This is a genomic window from Nocardioides sp. Root1257, assembly GCF_001425175.1.
GTDB lineage: Bacteria > Actinomycetota > Actinomycetes > Propionibacteriales > Nocardioidaceae > Nocardioides.
On the sequence record NZ_LMDV01000012.1, the window covers coordinates 256,601 to 278,084 of the forward strand.

Annotated in this window: 20 protein-coding genes and 1 pseudogene; 8 read left to right on the forward strand and 13 right to left on the reverse strand. The window is 72.3% G+C overall.

Going from position 1 to position 21,484, the window contains the following annotated elements; translation table 11 throughout:
* Nucleotides 1-11: 11 nt before the first annotated feature.
* Entirely contained in the window at nucleotides 12-536 is a 525-nt protein-coding gene (locus ASC77_RS22770; protein ID WP_082575237.1) for a helix-turn-helix domain-containing protein, read from the reverse strand.
* 49 nt (nucleotides 537-585) lie between these two features.
* Between ASC77_RS22770 and ASC77_RS22775 the strand changes: the two are divergent.
* Nucleotides 586-1,749, forward strand: a pseudogene (locus tag ASC77_RS22775) (benzoate/H(+) symporter BenE family transporter); the annotation flags it as partial.
* Between the two features lie 94 nt (nucleotides 1,750-1,843).
* Nucleotides 1,844-3,043, forward strand: a complete 1,200-nt coding sequence (locus tag ASC77_RS22780) for an ATP-binding protein (protein ID WP_056158450.1) — start codon at nucleotides 1,844-1,846, stop codon at nucleotides 3,041-3,043.
* Here the strand turns inward: ASC77_RS22780 and ASC77_RS22785 are convergent.
* The 4 genes from ASC77_RS22785 to lpdA all read right to left on the reverse strand — a co-directional run bounded on the left by ASC77_RS22785 (nucleotide 3,024) and on the right by lpdA (nucleotide 8,330).
* Complete coding sequence (locus ASC77_RS22785; RefSeq protein ID WP_056158453.1) at nucleotides 3,024-4,223, reverse strand: SpoIID/LytB domain-containing protein; 1,200 nt, start codon at nucleotides 4,221-4,223, stop codon at nucleotides 3,024-3,026. The two genes, ASC77_RS22780 and ASC77_RS22785, sit on opposite strands and share 20 nt — an antisense overlap.
* Before the next feature lie 81 nt (nucleotides 4,224-4,304).
* Entirely contained in the window at nucleotides 4,305-5,501 is a 1,197-nt protein-coding gene (locus tag ASC77_RS22790; RefSeq protein WP_162249854.1) for a SpoIID/LytB domain-containing protein, read from the reverse strand.
* A gap of 37 nt (nucleotides 5,502-5,538) precedes the next feature.
* Complete coding sequence (locus ASC77_RS22795; RefSeq protein WP_056158459.1) at nucleotides 5,539-6,936, reverse strand: NAD(P)H-quinone dehydrogenase; 1,398 nt, start codon at nucleotides 6,934-6,936, stop codon at nucleotides 5,539-5,541.
* 2 nt (nucleotides 6,937-6,938) lie between these two features.
* Nucleotides 6,939-8,330, reverse strand: coding sequence for a dihydrolipoyl dehydrogenase (gene lpdA / locus ASC77_RS22800; protein WP_056158462.1), 1,392 nt, complete (start codon nucleotides 8,328-8,330; stop codon nucleotides 6,939-6,941).
* 59 nt (nucleotides 8,331-8,389) lie between these two features.
* Between lpdA and ASC77_RS22805 the strand changes: the two genes are divergently transcribed.
* Entirely contained in the window at nucleotides 8,390-8,842 is a 453-nt protein-coding gene (locus ASC77_RS22805; RefSeq protein ID WP_056158467.1) for a gamma-glutamylcyclotransferase family protein, read from the forward strand.
* A gap of 95 nt (nucleotides 8,843-8,937) precedes the next feature.
* Here the strand turns inward: ASC77_RS22805 and ASC77_RS22810 are convergent, their stop codons facing one another.
* Together ASC77_RS22810 and ASC77_RS22815 are read right to left on the reverse strand one after the other, a co-directional pair.
* On the reverse strand, nucleotides 8,938-9,906 hold the full coding sequence (locus ASC77_RS22810) for a type IV toxin-antitoxin system AbiEi family antitoxin domain-containing protein (protein ID WP_156391249.1): 969 nt from the start codon (nucleotides 9,904-9,906) through the stop codon (nucleotides 8,938-8,940).
* A gap of 156 nt (nucleotides 9,907-10,062) precedes the next feature.
* Nucleotides 10,063-10,455: a VOC family protein gene (locus tag ASC77_RS22815; RefSeq protein WP_056158476.1), complete on the reverse strand. Its 393-nt coding sequence runs from the start codon at nucleotides 10,453-10,455 to the stop codon at nucleotides 10,063-10,065.
* 31 nt (nucleotides 10,456-10,486) lie between these two features.
* On the opposite strand from ASC77_RS22815, the gene ASC77_RS22820 reads away from it, so the two are divergent.
* Genes ASC77_RS22820 through ASC77_RS22840 form a run of 5 tightly spaced genes read left to right on the forward strand, consistent with a single transcriptional unit; the run spans nucleotide 10,487 to nucleotide 14,775 of the window.
* The gene (locus ASC77_RS22820) at nucleotides 10,487-11,299 is read left to right on the forward strand and encodes a purine-nucleoside phosphorylase (RefSeq protein ID WP_056158478.1); all 813 of its coding nucleotides are present in this window, start codon (nucleotides 10,487-10,489) and stop codon (nucleotides 11,297-11,299) included.
* Nucleotides 11,300-11,311: 12 nt separating this feature from the next.
* The gene (locus ASC77_RS22825; RefSeq protein ID WP_056158481.1) at nucleotides 11,312-11,938 is read left to right on the forward strand and encodes a TetR family transcriptional regulator; all 627 of its coding nucleotides are present in this window, start codon (nucleotides 11,312-11,314) and stop codon (nucleotides 11,936-11,938) included.
* Between the two features lie 47 nt (nucleotides 11,939-11,985).
* Complete coding sequence (locus ASC77_RS22830; RefSeq protein ID WP_056158484.1) at nucleotides 11,986-13,020, forward strand: NADPH:quinone oxidoreductase family protein; 1,035 nt, start codon at nucleotides 11,986-11,988, stop codon at nucleotides 13,018-13,020.
* On the forward strand, nucleotides 13,017-14,192 hold the full coding sequence (locus ASC77_RS22835) for a sulfotransferase family protein (RefSeq protein WP_056158487.1): 1,176 nt from the start codon (nucleotides 13,017-13,019) through the stop codon (nucleotides 14,190-14,192). The genes ASC77_RS22830 and ASC77_RS22835 overlap by 4 nt, the downstream gene beginning before the upstream one ends.
* A gap of 10 nt (nucleotides 14,193-14,202) precedes the next feature.
* Nucleotides 14,203-14,775, forward strand: a complete 573-nt coding sequence (locus ASC77_RS22840; protein WP_056158490.1) for a TetR/AcrR family transcriptional regulator — start codon at nucleotides 14,203-14,205, stop codon at nucleotides 14,773-14,775.
* A gap of 4 nt (nucleotides 14,776-14,779) precedes the next feature.
* On the opposite strand, the gene ASC77_RS22845 is transcribed toward ASC77_RS22840, so the two are convergent.
* From ASC77_RS22845 to ASC77_RS26870, 6 genes are read right to left on the reverse strand one after another with little or no spacing between them, the layout of a single operon-like run.
* Nucleotides 14,780-16,168 carry an HtaA domain-containing protein gene (locus ASC77_RS22845; RefSeq protein ID WP_056158493.1) on the reverse strand — a complete coding sequence of 463 codons (1,389 nt, stop codon included), beginning with the start codon at nucleotides 16,166-16,168 and terminating at the stop codon, nucleotides 14,780-14,782.
* The gene (locus ASC77_RS22850) at nucleotides 16,165-17,394 is read right to left on the reverse strand and encodes an HtaA domain-containing protein (RefSeq protein ID WP_056158495.1); all 1,230 of its coding nucleotides are present in this window, start codon (nucleotides 17,392-17,394) and stop codon (nucleotides 16,165-16,167) included. Before ASC77_RS22850 ends, ASC77_RS22845 begins: the two co-directional genes overlap by 4 nt.
* Nucleotides 17,384-18,448, reverse strand: coding sequence for a hypothetical protein (locus tag ASC77_RS22855; protein WP_056158498.1), 1,065 nt, complete (start codon nucleotides 18,446-18,448; stop codon nucleotides 17,384-17,386). Before ASC77_RS22855 ends, ASC77_RS22850 begins: the two co-directional genes overlap by 11 nt.
* Nucleotides 18,433-19,224, reverse strand: a complete 792-nt coding sequence (locus ASC77_RS22860) for a heme ABC transporter ATP-binding protein (protein ID WP_056158500.1) — start codon at nucleotides 19,222-19,224, stop codon at nucleotides 18,433-18,435. Before ASC77_RS22860 ends, ASC77_RS22855 begins: the two co-directional genes overlap by 16 nt.
* On the reverse strand, nucleotides 19,221-20,297 hold the full coding sequence (locus ASC77_RS26865; protein WP_056158503.1) for a FecCD family ABC transporter permease: 1,077 nt from the start codon (nucleotides 20,295-20,297) through the stop codon (nucleotides 19,221-19,223). The genes ASC77_RS22860 and ASC77_RS26865 overlap by 4 nt, the downstream gene beginning before the upstream one ends.
* Entirely contained in the window at nucleotides 20,294-21,412 is a 1,119-nt protein-coding gene (locus ASC77_RS26870) for a heme/hemin ABC transporter substrate-binding protein (RefSeq protein WP_156391251.1), read from the reverse strand. Before ASC77_RS26870 ends, ASC77_RS26865 begins: the two co-directional genes overlap by 4 nt.
* Nucleotides 21,413-21,484: the final 72 nt, after the last annotated feature.

Here is a 21,484-nt window from a genome sequence, read left to right on the forward strand (position 1 = left end):
CCGGACGGTCCTCACGACGGCGTCAGGATCACGTTGATCGCGCGCAGGTCCGTGTCGCCGAGCGCGGTGTAGCGATGAGGTACGTCGGCCGGCCATGCGGCGTGACCGCCCGTGGCGATCTCGACCGACTCCTCGGCGTACTCCACGCGACACGAGCCGGCCAGCACCACCAGCTGCTCGACCACGCCTGGCGTGTGCGCTGGTGACGACCGGGTGACCCCGGCGCCCACGCGGAGCAGCCACACCTCGGAGGTCGTCTCCGACGTGCGCTCGGTGTGCAGCAGCACCGTCTCGAATCCCTCGTCCGCCACCACCGACCCGTCGCGGAAGTCGACCAGCGAGGCCAGCGGGACCCCGAGCGGCCCGGCGAGGGCGTAGAGCGTGTCCAGGGTGGGGTTGCGCCGGCCGGTCTCGAGCTCGGAGAGCGATCCCTTGCCGATGCCGGCCGCGGAGGCGAGGGCCGAGAGGGAGATCCCGCGCTCGGCGCGCAGGGCCCGGATCCGGGCGCCCACGGCGATACCCGGTTGACTCGCCACGGCGACCTCCCGCTAGCGTGCGTTCTGTTTACAGAACTCTCTCACCACGGAGTCTGCCATGAGCGAGCACGAGGGGACACCCGTCGTCGCCGGGATCGTCACCGCGGTCGTCGGGTCGAGCAGCTCGTTCGTGGTCGTCCTCGCCGGCCTGACGGCGGTCGGCGCCACGCACGAGCAGGCCGCCTCGGGCCTGCTCACCCTCCTGGTCACGCAGGCGCTCGGCATGCTCTGGCTGGCGGTCCGGCACCGCACCCCGATCACGCTCGCCTGGTCGACGCCCGGGGCCGCCCTGCTGCTCTCGACCGGCGCGGTCGCCGGCGGCTGGTCGGCGGCGGTCGGCGCGTTCGTGGTCACCGGCCTGCTCATCCTGCTCACCGGGCTGGTGCCGGCCCTCGGTGACCTGATCGCCCGGATCCCCACCTCGCTGGCCCGGGCGATGCTCGCCGGGGTGCTGCTGCCGATCTGCCTCGAGCCGGTGATCGGGCTCGCCGACTCCCCGGCGTACGTCGGGCCCGTCGTGCTCGCCTGGGTGGTCATGCACCGCATCTCGCGGCGCTGGGCGGTGCCGGTCTCGCTGGCGGTCGCCCTGCTCGTGGTCATCGTGACCGCCGGCTCCGACGTGGCCGCCGGCGACCTGGTGCCGACGCTCGCCTGGACGACGCCGCACTGGACGGTCGCGGCGGTCGTCAGCATCGCGGTCCCGCTCTACATCGTGACGATGGCCTCGCAGAACGTGCCCGGCGTCGCGGTGACGTCGAGCTACGGCTACCAGGTGCCGTGGCGCGAGACGATGACGGTGACCGGGATCGGCACGGTGCTCGGCGCCCCGTTCGGCGGGCACGCGATCAACCTCGCCGCGATCACCGCGGCGATGACGGCCGGACCGATGGCCGGCCCCGACCGGACCCGTCGCTGGATCGCAGCCGTCTCCGCCTCGGTCACCTACCTGACGCTCGCGCTCGCCTGCGGCGCCCTGACCGCCCTGGTCGCGGCCGCCCCGGGCGACGTCATGCAGGCGGCGGCCGGTCTCGCCCTCCTGGGCACGCTCGCCGCCTCCCTGGCCGGCGCGCTCGGCGACGAGGACGGTCGCGAGGCCGCCGTGGTCTGCTTCGTGGTCGCCGCCTCCGGCGTCACCATCCTGGGCATCGGCGCTGCGTTCTGGGCACTGGTCTCGGGCCTGGTCCTGCGACCGCTCCTGCGACCCACCCGCTGACTCTGGTCCAGACCGGAGGGTTGGCCCTTCCCCCCGTCGGGATAATCGATCTGACGGGTCACGTGGGGGGCCTGCCCGACAGACATGGGGAGCGATGACGGCCGTGCCGGAGACCGACGAGGTGCTGGCGCGCACCGTGACCCAGCTGTCCAGCGCGACCAGCCTCGAGCGGGTCACCGAGATCGTCGCGAGCGCGGTGCGCAGCCTGACCGGCGCCCAGGGCGCGACGTTCGTCCTGCGTGAGGACGGCCACTGCTTCTACGCCGACGAGAACGCGATCGAACCGCTCTGGAAGGGCAAGCGCTTCCCGCTCGAGACCTGCGTGAGCGGATGGGCGATGCTGCACCGCGAGGCCGTGGCGATCCCCGACATCTACGTCGACCCCCGGGTCCCGCTGGACGCCTACCGGCCGACCTTCGTGAAGAGCCTGTGCATGGCCCCGATCCGCGCGTCCGACCCGGTCGGCGCCCTCGGCGCGTACTGGAGTGAGCAGCACGAGCCCACCCGCCAGGAGGTCCGGCAGCTCCAGGTGCTGGCGAACAGCACCGCGGTCGCCCTGGAGAATCTCGAGCTGCGCAGCGCGATCGAGCGCCGCATCGACGAGCGCGACGACCTCGCCCAGCGCACCCGCGAGCTCGAGGCCGCGATCCAGACGCTGGTGCACGACCTCCGCAGCCCGCTCGGCGCCATGATGGGGTACGCCGAACTGATCGCCGAGGAGGACCTCGACGAGGGCAAGCGACGCGCCTTCGCGCGGACGCTCGTCGACGCCGGTCAGCGGATGGGTGACCAGATCGAGCGGATGCTCGCCCTCTACCGGGTCACCAACCGCGACCTGGAGCCCGACGAGGTCGACCTCAGCGCACTGGCCCGCGAGGTCGGCGGCGGGCTGGTCGCCCGGGAGCCGGAGCGCGTCATCCGCCTCCGGGTCGAGGACGGGCTGCGCGCGGTCGCCGACCCGACACTGACCCGGATGGTGCTCGAGAACCTGGTCGGCAACGCCGTGAAGTACACCGGGCGGGTCGACGAGGCCGTCATCGAGGTCGGTCGGAGCGAGTCCGGTCCGGACCTGACGACCTTCTTCGTGCGCGACAACGGCGCCGGCTTCGACCCCGCGGAGACCGACCGGCTCTTCCGGCCGATGGCCCGGCTGCACGCGGAGTCGGAGTTCCCCGGCACCGGACTCGGGCTGGCCTCCGTCGCCCGGATCGTCGAGCGCCACGGCGGCAGCGTGAGCGGCCAGGGTCAGCGCGACGCGGGCGCCACCATCTTCTTCAGCCTGCCGAAGCGCTGACCGCGAAGGTCAGCCAGGTCGAGCGCAGCCCCAGCACGGAGCGGAACGTGTCGCCGCTGACGACCACGCGACCGGCGGAGCCGGTGAGGGTGATCGACCGGACCCGGCCGCCCCAGGCGCCGTTGCCGTCGCGGCTCGTGACGGCGATCCGGGTGAGGTCGCCGATGGCCGGCCACGCCTTCTCCAGGGCCGCATCGCTCAGCCGCACCTTCCAGTCGTGCACGGGGTTGCCCGACCAGCCGTCGTACGGGTCCTGCCGCGCGGGCAGGTAGGAGACCGATCCGGCCGACGTCCAGCCGCCGCTGCTGGAGCCGAACTGCGTGAACGCCGGCTCCCCGCCACTCGTCAGGACCTGCCGCCGAGTGGCGTCGACCGCCGCGTTGGCGGCGGGGTGCTCGGCGTCGTACCCGCCGTAGACCTGGCAGGACGACGTGTCGCAGATCTGGTACGCCGAGGAGCGCGGGTGCGCCCGCTCGTACGCCGCGTAGGTGCGGGCGGCGACCGCCTGGGCCTGCACCGCCGCCGGGCTCCATAGCGCCGGGATCTCGAGGGGCACGACGCCGCGGAGGTAGCTCTCGAGGTTGAGGTCGTTGACGGTGACGCGGGTGCCGGACGTCGTGACCGCGGTCCGGAGGCGCCCGCGGTAGGCGCGCTCGCCCGACGGCGTGACCAGCGTGATCGGGGCGCCGCCGGCGTAGAACTCTCCCGGGCCCTTCAAGGTCGCCCACGACCGCCACCGCGTGGCCAGGTAGGACACCCGGGTGACGCCGCGCGGCCCGGTCGCGACCCGCCACTGGCTCGCGCCGTTGTTGGGGAGCGCCGTGCGGCCGGGAACGGCCGTGTCGCGCAGCGTGAGCCCGGGGCGGGCCAGCACCACCAGGTCCTGGGGCGTGGTGTCGCCGGTGAGCTGCACGGACACCCGGCCGCCGCCGGTCCCCCATGCCGTGCCCGGGTAGTAGAACTCCGCGATCTGCCGGGCGGTCAGGCCCTGGCGCGCGGCGCCCTCGGCGCCGTACTGCGACATCCCGTGGCCGTGCCCGTAGCCGTGACCGCTGATCGTGATCCGCGCGTTGCCGGCGACGTCCCAGGCCCGGACGCCGCGCGCCGCGGCACCCGCCGGGACGGCCGTCGTGGCCACGAGCGCCAGCGTCGTGCAGGCGAGCAGCAGGGCGCGACGCATGGTGTCCTCGGGGTCGGTGGTGCAGGTGTGACGAGCAATCGCACCATGCGTCTCATCGGCCCCGCAACGGGAACCTGAGAACTACGACGTCGTAATTCGGAACAGCGTCTCGCGCAGGCCGAGCCACGTCTTCAGGGTCGCCCCGGACACCGTCTGCGTCGAGCCGGTGCCGGTGACCGTGACTTCGGTGGCGCGGCCGCCGTAGGGCCCCTTGCCGTCGCGCCCGGTGACCTCGATCGACACCAGGTCGCCCATGCCCGGCCAGTTGCGGGTGATCTGCTCGGCGTTGAACGTCGTCCTCGTCGGGTCGCCGGCGGTGCCGTGGTCGAAGGTGTCCTCGCGCGAGCGCAGGTAAGGGAAGTCGCCCGCGTTGCTCCACCCGCCGTTGCTGGACGTGAACTGCGTGAACGCGGGCCGGCCGGCGTACGTCACGATGGTGCGCGACGTCGCCTTGATCGCGGTGTCGGAGAGCGGGTTCTCCGCCGCGTAGCCGCCGTAGACCTGGCACGACGAGGTGTCGCAGAGGTCGTACGCCGAGCGCTTGTGCGCGCGGCGCTCGAAGGCGGCGTACGTCCGCGCGGCGACCGCCTGCGCGCGGACCGCGTGGGTCGGCCAGGAGGCCGGCACCTCCTGGGCGACGACGCCGCGCAGGTAGGCGTCGAGCGGGAGCACGTTGACGGTGTCGCGCTGCGAGCCGGACGCGTTGACGGACGTCGACCGGAGGCTGCCGCGGTACGGCGCCGGGCCGGACGGCGTGAGCAGCACGATCGGCTGACCCCCGGCCGTGAACTCCGCGTCGCCCTTCGCGACGCGCAGGACGTGCCACCGGTTGGTCCGGTAGGAGATCGTCGACCGGTCGCGGGCCGGCGTGATCCGCCAGGTGCGGACCTGCTTGCCACGGACCTTGGCCGGCAGCCGCCAGGTCTTGCGAGCACCCAGCGAGTGGGCCTTGAGGCCGGGACGGGCGCGGACGACGACGTCCCGGGACGTGTCGGAGGTGAGCTGGACGCGGATCATGTCGCCGCCCTTCCCCCACCGGGTGCCGGGGTAGTAGTGCCGGACGATCGACCGCCAGGTCTGCCCGGCCGCGGCCCGGTTGCGGGCGCCGTACTGCGACAGACCCTTGCCGTGCCCCCAGCCGGTCGTCTCGAACGTGACGGTCGACAGGGCGCGTCGTTCGTTGGCCGGGTGCTCGGGCGCCGCCTGGGCGGGCGCGACGGCGGCAAGAGCCGGCAGCAGAGCGACAGTGGCGATGGACGCGATGGCACGTCGGATCATCATCGGTACCCCCCGAGAAGCAGTCGAGCCAGTGAGGCTACACGTGGTGCAAGCGGCGCGCGGCCTCGGCGAGCGACCCGCTCATGGACGGGTAGACCGTGAACGCCTGCGCGAGCTGGTCGGCCGTCAGCGACTCCGCGACCGCGATCGAGACCGGGTGGATGAGCTCGCTGGCGCGCGGCCCGACGACCACTCCCCCGACGACGATGCCGGTGCCGGGACGACAGAGCAGCTTCACGAAGCCGTCCCGGACGCCCTGCATCTTGGCGCGCGGGTTGCCCGACAGCGGCAGGGTCACGATCTCGGCCTGCATCTCGCCGGCGTCGACGGCCTGCTGGGACCAGCCGACGGTGGCGATCTCGGGGGCGGTGAAGACGTTCGAGGAGACCTTCTTCAGGTCGAGCGGGTGCACCGTGTCGCCGAGGAAGTGCCACATCGCGATCCGGCCCTGCATCGCCGCGACGCTGGCGAGCATCAGGACACCGGTGCAGTCGCCGGCTGAGTAGACGCCGCGCGCCGACGTGCGCGAGACCCGGTCGACGTTGACGAAGCCGCCGTCCTTGAGGATGACGCCCGCCTCCTCGAGGCCCATGTCGCCGGTGTTGGGCACCGAGCCGAGCGCCAGGATGCAGTGCGAGCCCTGGACGGCGCGGCCGTCGGTGAGGGTCACGGTGACGACGTCGCCGTCGCGGGTCACGGACTCCATGCGCGACTTGGACAGGACGTTCATGCCACGCCGGGTGAGCACGTCCTCGAGCACCTTCGCGGCGTCGGCGTCCTCACCGGGCAGCACCCGGTCGCGGCTGGAGACGAGGGTGACCGGGATGCCGAGGTTGAGGTAGGCGCTCGCGAACTCGGCGCCGGTGACGCCCGAGCCGACGACGATCAGGTTGGTCGGGACCTCGGTGAGGTCGTAGACCTGCTCCCAGGTCAGGATCCGCTCACCGTCGGGCTGCGCGGTCGGGAGCGTGCGGGGTGCGGCACCGGTCGCCAGCAGGATGGCGTCGGCCTCGAGGGTCTGCTCCGTGCCGTCCGCGAGCTGCGCGACGACCCGGCCGGGTCCGTCGAGCCGGCCCCGGCCGTGGACGAGGGTGACCCCGTCGCGGGTGAGCCGGCGCTCGATGTCCTGGGACTGGCTGGCGGCGAGGGCCTTCACCCGGGCGTTGACCCGGGCCAGGTCGACCCGGATCGAGGTCGCGGCGTCGCCCTCGGCGTCCTGGAACTCGACGCCGAGCTCGGCCGCGCCCGACAGCTCGCTCATCACCTCGGCGGTCGCGATCAGGGTCTTGCTCGGCACACAGTCGGTGAGCACGGCCGAGCCGCCGACGCCGTCGGTGTCGACGATCGTCACCTCGGCGCCGAGCTGGGCCGCGACGTGCGCCGCCTCGTAGCCTCCGGGGCCGCCGCCGATGATGACGACGCGTTCGGTGCTCATGCTCAGAGGTTGATCATGTGGCCGGCGATGCCCTCGATCGCTTCCTTCATCGCCTCGGACAGCGTCGGGTGGGCGAAGACGTTGCGGGCCACCTCGTCGGCGGTGAGGTCCCACTGCTGGGCCAGCGTCAGCGCCGGCAGCAGCTCGGTGACCTCGGGCCCGATCATGTGGGCGCCGATGATCTCGTTGTGCTCGGCGTCGGCGACGATCTTCACGAACCCGACGCCCTCGGCCATGCCGCGGGCCTTGCCGTTGGCCGAGAACGGGAACGACGACGTCTTCACGTCGTACCCCTTCTCGGTGGCCTGGGCCTCGGTGTAGCCGAACGACGCGATCTGCGGCTGGCAGAAGGTCGCCCGCGGGATCATGTCGAAGTTGATCTCCATCGTCTCCGCGCCGGCGATCGTCTCGGCGGCGACGACGCCCATCGCCTCGGCGGTGTGGGCGAGCATGAGCTTGCCGGTCACGTCGCCGATCGCGTAGATGTGCGGGACGTTGGTGCGGCCGCGGCCGTCGACCGCGATCGCGCCGCGGTCGGTCAGCTCGATGCCGGCGTTCTCCAGGCCGTAGCCCTCGACGCGCGGCGCGAAGCCGAACGCGGCGAGCATCTTGTCGGCCTCGAGCACCTCGGTGCCGCCGTCCTTGCTCACCGTGACCTTGACGCCGGAGCCGGTGTCCTCGACGTTCTCGACCTTGGTGGAGAGCAGCACCTTCACGCCGAGCTTCTTGTACTGCTTGAGCAGCTCCTTCGAGACGTCGGCGTCCTCGGTCGGGACCATCCGGTCGAGGAACTCCACGATCGTGACGTCGACGCCGAAGTTGGTGAGCACGTAGGCGAACTCGACGCCGATGGCGCCCGAGCCGCCGATGATGATGCTGCCCGGGAGGGTGCTGTCGAGGATCTGCTCCTCGTAGGTCACGACGTTCTTGCTCGCGCTCATGCCCGGCAGCATCCGGACCTTGGCGCCGGTGCCGATGATGAGGTTGTCGAACGTGTAGGTCTGCTTGTTGCCGTCCTTGTCGACCTCGACCTCGTTGGTGCCCTTGATGGTGCCCCAGCCGTCGAGCTCGGTGATCTTGTTCTTCTTCATCAGGTAGTGCACGCCCTTGGCGCTGGCCTCGGCGACGCCGCGGCTGCGCTTGTGCGTCGTACCGAAGTCCATGGACGCGTCGCCGGTGATGCCGAAGACGTCCTTCTCCTTGGTGATGATGTGCGCGATCTCCGCGTTGCGCAGCAGCGCCTTCGACGGGATGCAGCCGACGTTGAGACAGACACCTCCCCAGTACTTCTCCTCGATCACGGCCACGGACTGGCCGAGCTGGGCGGCGCGGATCGCGGCGACGTACCCACCGGGGCCGGCACCGAGGACAAGGACGTTGAAGTGCGTGCTCACGCAGGCCAGCCTACTGACGTGAGGCAGCCCACTCGCCTCCGGTTGGTTACTCTTCGGCGGTGACGCTCTACGCCGCCTACGGGACCAACCTCGATCCCGCCCGGATGAGCGAGCGGTGCCCGCACTCACCGCTGTCGACGACGGGGTGGGTGCAGGGGTGGCGCCTCACCTTCGGCGGCGAGGAGCACGGCTGGGACGGCGCGCTCTCGACCCTCGTCGAGGACCCGATCGACCAGGTCTTCGTGGCGGTCTACGACGTCTCCCGCGAGGACGAGTCGCAGCTCGACGGCTGGGAGGCGGCCGACTCCGGCCTCTACCGCAAGACGCGCGTGCGGGTCGCGACGCTCACCGGCTCGGTCGTCGCCTGGACCTACGTCCTGGACGCCTACGAGGGCGGCCTGCCCTCCGCGTCGTACCTCGGCGTCCTCGCCGACGCCGCCGAGGCCGCCGACGCCCCCGCCGACTACGTCGCCGCGCTCCGCATGCGGCCCTGCCGGTCGATCGGGCAGTAGCTGGCCGGCTCCCAGGGATACCCGGTCGACCGGGTGTTCCTGAACTCCGAGGGCATTGCAAAGGCCTACAACCTGGTGAAGTGCCCTCCCAGTCCTCAACCAGCGGCCGGCAGCCGGGTCGGGCCGACCTCGCGGCGGAGCATCGCGACGGTCCGCTCGGGGTGCTCGAGGTCGTCCCAGGTCAGGCGGATGCAACGCCACCCGGTACGGCGGCGGATCCGGTCCTCACGTCGCTTCTCGGCGATCACGACCTCGGACGGCGTCTGTCCCGGTTTGAACGGCTTCTCGTACTTCACCTTCCCGTCGAACTCCAAGAACACCCCGAGATCCGGCCAGGCGAAGTCGACGCGACCGATCAGCTCGCCGTCCTCGTCGTGGACCTCGTACTGCGGCACGGGCGCAGGAATGCCGTGGCGGGAGAAGAGGTAGAAGCACCGCGACTCGCCGACCGTCTCGATCCGGGGATCGGCGAGTCGGAGCACGATGTCGGTGCTCAGCGTGTTCGGCCAGTGATCCATGCTGCGGTAGCGCTCGGCCAGCTGCTCGAGGGTCGTGTGACCGTGGTGCAGCAGGTGGTTGACCACGCACAACGCTGGTTCGACGCCCACGAGCGTAGTGGTCTCGAGGGCGGTCCGCGTCCCGCTCATCACCCTCACCCCATTGCGCGTCACGATGTCGCCGGGGAGCACACGGCCGCGATGCTGCCGTACGCCGGCCTCCCGTCGACCGACCTTGCCGTCGAGACGGGTCAGGTGGACCTCGTCGAGGTCGATCCGCCAGATCGGGGCGTCGTACTCCGGCAGACCCGACACGTGCGACAGGACAACATCGGTCTTCGCCTGCTTGACAGCCGCGCGCGCCCGCAGTGCGTGGCGTCCGGAGACGTCCAGCCTGTCGTGATCGGCCTTGGCGACATAAGCACCGCGACGCACTCGGACCAGCGTGCCGTCCGCCACCAGGCGCGCGATCCCATAGTCGTCGTACCCCTCGGCGAGCAGCTCCCCTCGCAGCCGCACGGGAGTATTGCGGGGGTCGTCGTCGGGACGTCCTGCCGGCTTGATCATGCCCGGGTTCTGCCCGGGTTCCGACGGTCCGCATGCCACCCATCTGGCGCCTGTGGACAACCCGCCGCCGACGTACTGGGAGGGCACTTCCGCAACTTGACGGCCCTTGCAGTGCCCTCCCTGTTCAGGGATACCCGGACAACCGGGGATCCCTGGCTAGCCCGGCGCCACCGTGTGGCAGACCGCCTCGACGTTGTTGCCGTCGGGGTCGCGGACGAACGCACCGAAGTAGTGGTCGTGGTACTCGGGCCAGTGCCTCGGCTCGTGCAGGACCTCCGCGTCGAGGGAGACGGCGGCGTCGAAGAAGGCGCGCACGGCGTCGGCCGAGGTCGCCGCGAACGCGATGTGGACCTCGCGGTTGGGCTGGGACGAGGGGCCGGAGCCGTCGGGCTGGGTGCCGATCCAGAAGTCGGGCTTGCCGGGGGTGCCGTAGCCGATCGCGACCTCGAAGTCGAGGATCCGCTCGAAGCCGAGGACCCCGAGGACCTTGTCGTAGAACGCCGCCGACGCGGCGAGGTCGGAGCAGTTGATGCCGAAGTGGTCGATCATCACCACATCGTGCCCGACTAGAGTCCTCCGGGTGAGTCACGCAGCCATCCCGGATTCCCCGCACGAGCTCGCCGCCCACGCCGCCGAGCGGCTGGCCGAGCTGACCGGCGTCGAGCGGCACGACGTCGCACTGGTGCTCGGGTCGGGCTGGCTGCCCGCGGTCGACGCCCTCGGCGAGGCGACGGCCGAGATCAGCACGACCGACCTCCCCGGCTTCTCGGCCGCCGCGGTCGCCGGCCACTCCGGGAAGATCCGCTCGGTCCGCGCCGGCGACAAGCAGCTGCTCGTCTTCCTCAGCCGCACGCACTACTACGAGGGCAAGGGTGTCGCCGCCGTCGTCCACGGGGTGCGTACGGCGGCCCAGGCGGGCTGCCGCGCGATCGTGCTGACCAACGGCTGCGGCGGGCTGAAGCCGAGCTGGACGCCGGGTACGCCGGTGCTGATCAGCGACCACATCAACCTCACCGGCAGGAGCCCGATCGAGGGCGCCAACTTCGTCGACCTCACCGACCTCTACAGCTCCCGCCTGCGGACCATGTGCCGTGAGGTCGACCCGAGCCTGGACGAGGGCGTCTACGTGCAGTTCCCCGGCCCCCACTACGAGACCCCGGCAGAGGTGCGGATGGCCGGCATCCTCGGCGGCCACCTGGTCGGCATGAGCACCACGCTCGAGGCGATCGCCGCCCGCGAGGCCGGCATGGAGGTCCTCGGCATCAGCCTGGTCACCAACCTGGCGGCCGGCATCAGCGACCAGCCGCTCGACCACTCGGAGGTGCTCGAGGCCGGCCGGGCCGCCGCCTCCCGGATGGGCGACCTGCTGGGGCGGATCGTCCCCCGCATCTAGCCAGGAGACGACATGGGCGACACCCGCGCCGCGCTCGTCGAGGCCGCCACCCGCACCTTCGCCGAGGACGGCGTGCTCACCGCGTCCCTCGTCGAGGTCACCCGTCGCGCCGGGCAGCGCAACCGGGGCGCCGTGCACTACCACTTCGGCTCCCGCGAGGCCCTCGTCGTGGCGGTGCTCGAGCAGCACACCGCCTTCCTCGCGGCCCGCGAGGGCGAGCTCCTCGAGATCGCGCGGGCGACGCCCCCGGATGACCTCGCCGCGGTGCTCGAGGCGATCGTGCGACCGGCGATCGAGCTGGCCGAGACCGGCCCGTCCGGGCGCGACTACCTGGTCATCGTCGGTCAGCTCGTCGAGGAGTACGACCGCCTCGACCCGACCGTCCGCGCCGCGCTGACCGCCACCGGCGGGTACGACGTCTACGCGCTGCTCGCCGAGCGCCTCCCCGCCCTCGACGAGCCGCTCCACAACGAGCGGATGGCCCTGGTCACCGAGTTCATCCTCCGCACCGTCGCCGCGCGGGCCCGCGCCCAGCAGACCGGGACGCCCGGTCGCGCGCAGCTGCCCACCGAACGCTTCGTGCGCAACCTGGTCGCGATGGCGGCGGGCATGGCGACGGCGCCACCCCTTGACGGCTAAAACCCCCTCTTAGTACGGTCCCGGCATCACCGAGTGATGGGGGTCACATGAGGGCAGTCCGCGTGGTCCGCCACGGCGAGCCGACCGCGGCCATCGAGGTCCGCGACGACGTCGAGGTCCCCGAGCCGGGTCCCGGCCAGGTCCGGGTGGCGGTCTCGGCCGCCTCCCTCAACTTCGGCGACATCGCCCGCTGCCGCGGTGGCGTCGCCGCCGTGATGGCCCAGCCGCCGTTCACCCTCGGCATGGACCTCGCCGGCGTCGTCGAGGCCGCCGGGGAGGGTGCCGAGGAGTGGATCGGCCGCCGCGTCGTCGGCATCGCACCCCAGTCGCTCGGCGGCCTGGCCGAGCAGGCACTCGCCGGGAGCGTCTTCGAGGCGCCCCCCGAGCTCGACGACGCGGAGGCCGCCGCGTTCACGCTCCCCTTCCACGTCGGCTACCTCGCCCTGCACGAGCGTGCCCGGCTCCAGCCCGGCGAGACCGTCGTCGTCCGCGGCGGCGCCAGCGCGGTCGGTACGGCGGCGATCCAGCTCGCTGTCGCGGCCGGCGCCCGCGTGCTCGCGATCGCCGGCGGCGCGGAGAAGGCCCGGCTCTGCCGCGACCTCGGTGCCGAAGTCGCCATCGACCACACGTCCGAGGACGTCTTCGACGCGGTCATGGACGCGACGGGCGACCGCGGCGCCGAGGTGATCTTCGACCCGATCGGCGGCGGACTGACGGAGACGATGTGGACCTGCGGCGCGCTCGGCGGCCGCTACCTCGCGGTCGGCTTCAACGACGACCCGGAGTCCGGGCTCACCGGCCGTCCGCTGCGCAAGCTGTCGATGGCCAACATGTCGGTGCTCGGGGTGCTGCTCGCCTACCTCGACACGCCCCGCGACTTCCGCCGCTTCGGCATCAACGCCTTCTCACCGGCCGACGGGCAGCGCGTGCACGCGGCGCTCCTCGACCTGGTCGCCGCCGGCAGCATCCGGCCGGTCATCGGGCGCCGGATCGGCCTCGACGACGTCGCGGCCGCCCTCGAGGACCACGCGGCCCGTCGTACGTCGGGCCGCACCGTCGTCCAGATCGGAGACCGGGAATGAGCACCGTCATGAACCCCGACGACCTGCAGGCCCAGGCCACCGAGCAGACCGGCCTCGACGACTTCGGCGACCCCAGCTATCGCGAGGGGCTCGAGCGCTACTGCGCGGCGCTGGTCGACGAGGCCCGGCTCAACGACCTCGGCAACGTCGCGCTCCCGCCGTCGCTGGTGGCCGCGCTCGTCAACCGGCTCAAGGTCGTCGACCACGCCAAGCAGCACCCGGGCGTCGCCGACGAGCGGATCGAGGCGCCGGTCGTGGTCATCGGGATGTTCCGGGCCGGCACGACCTTCTTCTCGCACCTGCTCGACATGGACCCCGCCAACCGTGCGCTGCTCGGCTGGGAGTCGCAGGACTCGGTCCCGCCGCCGCTCCCCGGCGAGCGCAAGACCGGCGCCCGCGTCGATGCGGCGCAGGGCGGCGTCGACATGCTCGAGATGCTCAACCCGGCGATCAGTGCGATCCACCACGAGGCCGCCGCCGACCCGACGGAGTGCATCGCCGTGATGGGGCAGGCGTTCCAGAGCATCTCGTGGGAGGCGATCGCCAACGTGCCGTCGTACGGTGCCTGGTGGCGGGCCGGCGACAACCGCGGCGCCTACGACTACCACCGCCTGGTCCTGCAGACCCTGCAGAGCGCCGGGGTCCGCGGCCGCTGGACGCTGAAGAGCCCGCACCACGCACTCGCCCTCGACGCACTCGTCGACACCTACCCCGACGCCCGCCTGGTGCTTCTCCACCGCGACCCGGTCGCGCTCACCGGGTCGGTGTGCAGCCTGATCAACGTCATGTCGAGCACGTTCTCCGACGCCGACCACTGCTCCTACATCGCCGAGCACTGGAGCGACACCCTCGAGGAGTCGATCCACCGCGTCGAGGACTTCCGCGCCCGGCGCCCCGAGCACCCGATCCTCGACGTCCGCTACGCCGACCTGGCCCGCGATCCCGTGGACACCGTCCGCGGCGTCTACGACTCGCTCGGCCTCGAGCCCGGAGCCGGTGCGTTCGACGCCATGTCCGACTTCCTCTCCGCCCACCCGCGCGGCGAGTTCGGCGGCCACCGCTACGACGTCGCCGAGTTCGGCCTCACCGAGGCGGCCGTGCGCGACCGGTTCTCCGAGTACGTCGAGCGCTACGACGTCGAGAGCGAGCGGCTCACCTCCCCCGCGGGCTAATCTCGCCCTCGTGCCCCGCATCTCCGGCGAGACCCTGCAGCAGCACCGCGAGCAGCTGCAGCGGCGCGTCTTCGAGGCGTTCGCCGACCTGATGGCAGAGCGCAGCTTCGACGCGATCACGATGGCCGCCATCGCCGAGCGGGCCGATGTCGGCCGGACCGCGATCTATCACCACTTCCCCGACAAGGAGTCGGTCGTGGTGGCCTTCGCGTCGCACGAGACGGAGGAGTACCTGCACCGTCTCCGCGACGTCCTCGCCGGGGCGGACGACCCGGCCACCCGGCTGCGCCTCTACGTGCGCCACCACCTCGCCGAGGGCGAGCGGTTCCACATGGGCCTCGGCCCGCAGCTGTACGGCGTCCTCGGCCCGGACTCGCGGATGGCGATCCGCCAGCACGTGGTCGCCGTCGAGGACGTGCTGCGCGGCATCCTCGCGGCCGGCACCGCCGACGGGTCGTTCACCATCGAGGACCTCGAGCCGACGATGTCACTCATCCACGCGTGCCTGAGCCCGCGACACCTCCCGGCGCAGACGATCGAGTCGTTCGTGCTGCGCGCGGTGGGTGTCGCGGGCCCAGGGTGATGCGCTACTTCCGCTTGCTCCGCTTGACCTTGAAGGCCACGACCTTCGTGGCCGACGTGAAGGCAGCCGACCCGGCGTAGACGACCGTGGCCCTCCAGCTGCCGGCCTTCAGCTTCGGCAGCGTGACGACCGCCTTGCCGTTCGTGGCCTTCGCGGTCCGCTTGACGGCCTTCTTGCCCTTGCTGGTCAGCTTGACGGTGACCTTGCCCGCGGGCTTGCCACCGGTCGCCTTCAGGATGACCGCCAGCCTGCCGGCCTTCGTGGTGGTGGGCACCTTGGTGACCTTGGCGGTCGCCTTCGTCGCAGCCTTGGCCGGCGTCACCGGCGTCGCGGTGAGCTCGGACCAGTCGATGGTCACCGGGGTCTCGGTGTCCTGGGTGGTGTTGGAGTGGCTGTGCGCCTGCCAGGTGTAGACCGAGTACGCCGTGTCCTTGGTCAGCAGGTCCGGCGTCGCGCTCAGCGACGTGGCGAACGCCCCGTCGACGATCATCCCGGGGGTGACGTACTTCGCGTCGGCGAACTTGTCCATGGCGTCCATCGTGCTGACGTCCGGCAGGCCGCCGGCCGGCGCGAGGCCGACGTACACGCCTGCGTCGCCGGGGTTGGTGACGGCGCTGAAGCCGGAGCCGGCGACGCTGAACGAGACACCGGCCGGGCTCTGGGCCGTGGTGGCCGCCGTGACCCGCGGAGCCGGGAGGACCGCGTCGAACGGCGCCGGGGCCTTGAGCGCGTCGCTGCCGGAGCCCGACGCGTAGAAGAACGCGCGCACCGAGGCCGGGATCGCGGTCACGTACGCCTGCGCCCACGACTTGCCGTCGGTGGGCTTGCCTGCGCCGTAGGTGTCCGCCGGGACCTCGCCGGTCCAGTCGGCGGTCGCGGTGAGGGCGAGGGGGTTGGCCCACGCGGTCTCGGCACCGGTGAACGACGTCAGCTGGACGTCCTGGGCGGAGCCCGGGGTCTCGCCGAGCGCGGCCCACGAGACGTCGGCCGTCAGGGTGCCGTTGCCGTCGGCCGCGATGGTGACCGTCGGGTCGCTGAACGTGATCGTGTAGCTGGTGCCGCCGTGGCTGTCGCTGAACGCGGCGGTGCCGTCGTAGGTGACGCTGGTGACGTGGGTGCCGGTGTCCGTGCGCCCCTGGCCGTCGACGAAGGTCACCTTGCCGGTCGAGGCGTCGTAGGTCGCGTGGTCGCTGACGGCCGGGGCGGCGAACTGGCCGGACGGCGCGGGCCGCTTGATGTACTCCGAGAACGCCCAGGTGAACGTCGCCGGCGCCGGGGTCGCCGCGGAGGCGGAGGTCGTCGTGGCGGCGACGCCGACGGCCGCCAACGAGGTCGCCGCCAGCGCGGTGGCTGCGGCCACCGCCAGCGTGCGAGTCCGGGTGTGCTGAGTCATGCGGTTTCCTTCAGTCGGGGTCGGCGCGGTCGGCCGACGGGGACGAGCAGGGTGAGTGCGGCCACGAGAAGCAGGCCGCCGCCGAGCCACCAGATCCAGGTGGCGTCGGACTCGGGTTCGACCGCGTCGGTCGAAGTCAGGGGGGCGGCCACCAGCTGCGCCGCCGAGGGGAGGGTGGCGCCGAGCGCAGCGGCCGACGAGGTCGGCACCGCCGGGAGGGTCGGTGCGACCGGAGGTGCGATCGGGGCCACGGGGACCGGCGCGGCCGTGACCGTCACCGTCACCGGCGGCGGGACGACCGGGTTGTCGATCGGCTGCTTGGTCGGCGCGACGCTCGGGGTCGGCTCGACCTCCTCCTCGGCGGAGGTGAACGCGACCGTGAGCGGCAGCGGGACCTTGAACGCATCGGTCGACGCGCCGCTCGACAGCCAGAACGCCGCCGTACCCAACCGCTTCATGTAGTCGACGAACGTCTGCGGGAACGAGCCGAACGACGCACCCCCAGCGGCTTGGCCGGCCCCCGAGACCGTCACGCCGAGGTACGCCGGCGCGGCCGTCAGCCCGTCCTCGTCGAGAGTCACGTCGGGGAGGTCTGCGAGCGTCACCTGGGCTGCCGGCACCGGCGCCCACGAGGTCGGGTCGTCGACCGACGAGGCGTAGCCGGACACCGTCGCGGTGACGGTGCCGCGTCCGTCGGCCACGTCGAGGACCGGGTCGGAGATCGTGAAGAACGACATCCCCGAGTAGTAGAGGACCGTGACGTCGCCGTCCCAGGCGACGTGGGCGGTGCCGGCAGCGACGTCAGCTGTGCCGGCGCCGGCGCCGAAGACGAACCGGTGCTTGCTGAAGGTCCCGGCGGTGGGCGACCCGAGTGCGGCACCGTTGCTGTCGGTGGTCAGCCCGGCCCACGTGGCCGGCTTCCAGGCGGAGCCGCTCCACTTCTCGATCTCCACGTCGCCGGTGCTCTGGTGCCAGCGGTCGCGGGGCAGCGTCGTCCCGCCCTTGCCCGGGTCGGGCACCCGCCCCGCGGAGAAGAAGTTGTAGGTCCGTGGCGCGAAGGCGCGGTTGCTCGACTCGTCGTTGAGACCCCACCGCAGGGACACCCCGTCGAGCTCGGTCGGCCCCGTGGTGGGTGCTGCGCCCGGGTCGTCCGCGAGGGCGGGTACGGCGAGCAGCGCGCTCCCGACCACCGCGAGCAGCAGGCCCGCGACCCGGCTACGCCGCACGACGTCTCCTCCGCAGCCCGAGGCCGAGCCGGACCGATGCGACCAGCAGCACCAGGGCCGCGGCGCCCGCGAAGAGCCACGCCGCCCGGGTGTCGTCCTCGTCGGCGGCCTGCGTCTCGACGCCCTCGGTGGTCGTCTCGGCCGGTTGCACCGCGAAGCTCACCGAGGGCGGGGCGTCCACGCCGTACAGGCGCAGCTCGTGGGTGCCGGGCCCGGTCCCGGCCGGCAGCGTGATGACCCCGGCGAGCGATCCGTCGGTGCCGGCCACGAACGGCCCCGCGCCGGCGGCCCCGTCGTCGAAGACCGCCGAGACCTGGGTGCCGGACGGCAGGCCGGTGGCGTGGAACGCGAGGACGTTGCCGGCGACGGCGGAGCCGCGGTCGACCTCGAGGGTGGCCGGTCCGGCGGGCTTCGCGGTGGCGCCGGCGCCGGGCTCGGCGGTCGCCGGGGCGGTCGGGTCCGCGGCCGCGGTCGAGCCGCCGGTCGGGGTGGCGCTCGGGCTCGACGTCGCGCCGGAGGTGCTCGATCCGATGGTGACCGGGGTGAAGGTCTCGTTGTGGGCGTTGGTGATCCCGTGAGCGCCGACCGTGATGACGCCGCAGGTGACCTTGCGGCAGTCGACGGTGTGCACGGCACCCGCGCGGTCGTAGGTCTGGAAGGTCGCGCCCGGCACCACGATCTGCGTCGACCACGCACCGGACGCCGACATCGAGCCACCGTTGGCCGAGGACGCCGTGTCCGAGCCGGGGAAGGCGACGAACCGCTGGAAGCCCTGGTTGTCCTTCGACTCGCTGTCGGGCACGTAGTAGTAGTCCTGCCCGGTGACGCCGCCCTTGCTGGGCTGCCAGCCGGGGTCGACGGTGCCGAAGAAGACGTAGACGCCGCCGTGACCGCCCTTGATCGACTGGAAGCCCGAGCCGGAGACCTGCACCGTGGTCGCGTACGTCGGGTCGACGGAGCCCGGGGTGACCGAGACGCGCGCGTCGGCGAACGCCGGGGCCGGGACGAGGAGGGCGGCCGCGACGAGCGCGGCGAGGATCAGCCTGCGGGCCACGGGACCACTCCCTTCACCCGGACCGGGACGACGAGCAGGTTGCCGTCGTGGGCGATCACCTCGACCGGGTGCTCGTAGACCTCGGTGAGCAGCGCCGAGGTGAGGACGTCGGCCGGCGTGCCGTTGGCCCGCACCCGGCCGCGCGAGAGCACGCAGATCCGGTCGGCGTACGCCGCCGCGAGCGACAGGTCGTGCAGCACGACGACCACGGCGGCGCCCGCCTCCGCCGCCGAGCGCGCGACGGCGAGCAGCGACTCCTGGTGGCGGATGTCGAGCGCCGCTGTCGGCTCGTCGAGCAGCAGCACCGGGGTCTCCTGCGCGAGCAGCCGGGCGAAGGAGGTGCGCGCCTGCTCGCCGCCCGACAGGGTCGGGTAGAGCCGGTCGGCCAGGTCGGTCACGTCTGCGCGCTCCATCGACTCCGCGACCACGCGGTCGTCGTCGTCCTCGCGCGCGGTGCGGTGCCACGGCGAACGGCCCATCCGGACCACCTCGTGCACCCGGAACCCGAAGGCCAGGCCCTGCTTCTGGAGCTGCATCGCCCGCTGCCGCGCCAGCTCGCGGGCGGCGTACGACGCGAGCGGCTTGTCGTCGAGGGTGACACGACCCGAGGTCGGGTCGACGTCGCCGGAGAGGACCCCGAGCAGCGTGGTCTTGCCGGCCCCGTTGGGTCCGACCAGGGCGACGAGCTCGCCACCGCGGACGTCCAGGTCGACGTCGGCGAGGATCGGGTGGCCGTCGAAGCTGACACCGAGGCCACGGGTGCCGAGGGTCGTCATGCCCAGCCTCCTGCCGTACGACGGGCGCGACGGATCAGCCAGAAGAAGAACGGGCCGCCGACGAGCGCGGTGAGCATCCCGATCGGCAGGTCGGCGTAGGCGACGAGCGTGCGGGCCCAGAGGTCGGCGAGCACCAGGAGCACCGCACCGCCGAGGGCGCTCGCCGGCACCAGCAGCCGGTGGCCCGGCCCGGCGACCATCCGTATCAGGTGGGGCACGATCAGCCCGACGAAGGAGATGATCCCGCAGAAGGCGACGGCCGCGGCGGTGAGCACGGCGACCACGACGATCGTCGACATCCGCAGCCGCTCGACGTCGACGCCGACGTGGCGGGCGGCACGGTCGCCGAGGGCGAGCAGGTCGAGCTTCGGAGCGAGGAACATGGCGGCCGCGATGCCGACGACGGCCATGGGGAGGACGACGCCGACGTACTGCCAGCGCGAGCCGTTGAGGCTGCCCAGTGTCCAGAAGACGATCTCCTCGCGCGCCTGGGTGTCACCGAGGAACATCAGGAAGGCGAGGCCGGCGCTGGTCATCGCGTTGATCGCGATGCCGGTCAGCACCAGCGTGACGACCTCGGTGCGGCCGCCGTCGCGGGACATCGCGTAGACGAGCGTCGTGGTGACCAGGCCGCCGACGAAGGCGCAGATGGCGATCGTCCAGGTGCCGGCGAAGGTCAGCTCGAAGACGATCGCGGCCGCGGCGGCCACCGCGGCGCCGGCAGAGACGCCGACGACACCGGGCTCGGCGAGCGGGTTGCCGAAGACGCCCTGCATGAGGGCACCGGCGGTGGCGAGGCTGGCGCCGGCCAGCGCGGCCATCACGACGCGCGGGAACCGCACCTGCCACAGGGTGTTCTCGCCCTGCGGGTGGTGCGGCACCGGCCCGATGTCGAGGCCGATCTTGTGCATCAGCGAGCCGAGCACCTCCGCGGGCGGCACGTCGAGCTGGCCGTGGCCGGCCGCGAGCACCAGCGAGACCAGCAGTGCGACCGTGAGGCCGCCGAGCAGGCCGATCCGCCCGGCGAGGGCCCGGATGCCGGCGCGCTGGTGCTCGACGACGGCGGCCGTCACCGGACTTCCTCCGGGGCGTACGCCGCCACCGCGAGGGCGTTCAGCACGCTGGCGGTGATCGGGCCGAAGCCGAGGATCTGCGAGTCGTCCATGGTGACGAAGCGACGGTGCTGGCCGGCCGGGGTGTTGGCCAGCGCGGGCAGCCGGTCCAGCAGCCCGTCGACGCCACCGGCCGACTCGAGGCCGGCGCTCATCATCAGCACCAGGTCGGGCTGGGCGGCGACGAGGCCCTCGTCGGTCAGGGGCTTCATCCCGTTCCAGCCGATCTCGTCGGCGACGTCGTACCCGCCGATCGCGTCGATGAGCGAGTCCGCTCCGGAGCCCTCGCCGAACATGTAGTAGATGCCCGACTGGCCGCGCACGTAGAGGAAGACCATCCGCAGCTTGTCGCCCGAGTCGCTCGGCGCGACGTTCGCGATCTGCGCGGTGACCTGGTCGATCTGCCGCTGGGTCCGCTGGGCGAGCGCGTCGCCGGCCTGCGGTACGCCGAGGGGGTCGGCGACCTGGTGGATCAGCTCCGCGACGTTGTCGAGGGTCCGGTCGGAGTCGACCACGACGACCGGGATGCCCGCGTCGCGCATCTGCAGGACGACGTCCCACGGGCCGAGCGAGGTGTCGGTGATGATCACCGTCGGGTCGAGCCCGAGGATCGCCTCGGCGTTGAGGTCGTGACCGTTCTGGGTGACGAGCGGCAGGCCCTTCGCCTCGTCGAACTCGGTCGACACGTCGCGCCCGACGAGGCGGTCGCCGAGGCCGAGCTCGAAGACGGTGCGCGACAGGGTGCCGTAGACGTCGAGCGCGAGGATCCGGCTGGTGTCCTCGACGGTCACCTTCGTGCCCTGGGCGTCGGTGACGGTGGTCGGGAGTGCGGGCTCGGGGTCGTCGGCGACGGGGTCGATCGGCGCGTCGGCCACGGCGTCGACCTCGCCGTCCCAGTCCCGGACGTCCGACAGCGGCGTCACGTCGGCGAGCGGCGGTGCGTCCTGCCGGGCGACCGCCGTCGTGGACGACCCGCCCCCGGCGCCGCTCTCCGACCCGGCCTTCGCGGACAGGCCGCACGAGGCGAGCGCGCCCGCCACCAGGAGGACCACCGTCGGGACGGCAGCCGTTCTCATCACCCCACCCATGGAGGTAAGGTAACACTAAATAAGGCATGCCTTACCTAAATGTCTGGACGGATTCGACAA

Excerpts from the sequence above, each read along its gene's own strand:
- ASC77_RS22780 (WP_056158450.1), top strand. The coding sequence starts at position 1,844 with ATGACGGCCGTGCCGGAGACCGACGAGGTGCTGGCGCGCACCGTGACC.
- ASC77_RS22785 (WP_056158453.1), bottom strand. The coding sequence starts at position 4,223 with ATGCGTCGCGCCCTGCTGCTCGCCTGCACGACGCTGGCGCTCGTGGCC.
- ASC77_RS22790 (WP_162249854.1), bottom strand. The coding sequence starts at position 5,501 with ATGATCCGACGTGCCATCGCGTCCATCGCCACTGTCGCTCTGCTGCCG.
- ASC77_RS22795 (WP_056158459.1), bottom strand. The coding sequence starts at position 6,936 with ATGAGCACCGAACGCGTCGTCATCATCGGCGGCGGCCCCGGAGGCTAC.
- ASC77_RS22810 (WP_156391249.1), bottom strand. The coding sequence starts at position 9,906 with ATGATCAAGCCGGCAGGACGTCCCGACGACGACCCCCGCAATACTCCC.
- ASC77_RS22815 (WP_056158476.1), bottom strand. The coding sequence starts at position 10,455 with ATGATCGACCACTTCGGCATCAACTGCTCCGACCTCGCCGCGTCGGCG.
- ASC77_RS22825 (WP_056158481.1), top strand. The coding sequence starts at position 11,312 with ATGGGCGACACCCGCGCCGCGCTCGTCGAGGCCGCCACCCGCACCTTC.
- ASC77_RS22830 (WP_056158484.1), top strand. The coding sequence starts at position 11,986 with ATGAGGGCAGTCCGCGTGGTCCGCCACGGCGAGCCGACCGCGGCCATC.
- ASC77_RS22835 (WP_056158487.1), top strand. The coding sequence starts at position 13,017 with ATGAGCACCGTCATGAACCCCGACGACCTGCAGGCCCAGGCCACCGAG.
- ASC77_RS22845 (WP_056158493.1), bottom strand. The coding sequence starts at position 16,168 with ATGACTCAGCACACCCGGACTCGCACGCTGGCGGTGGCCGCAGCCACC.
- ASC77_RS22860 (WP_056158500.1), bottom strand. The coding sequence starts at position 19,224 with ATGACGACCCTCGGCACCCGTGGCCTCGGTGTCAGCTTCGACGGCCAC.
- ASC77_RS26870 (WP_156391251.1), bottom strand. The coding sequence starts at position 21,412 with ATGAGAACGGCTGCCGTCCCGACGGTGGTCCTCCTGGTGGCGGGCGCG.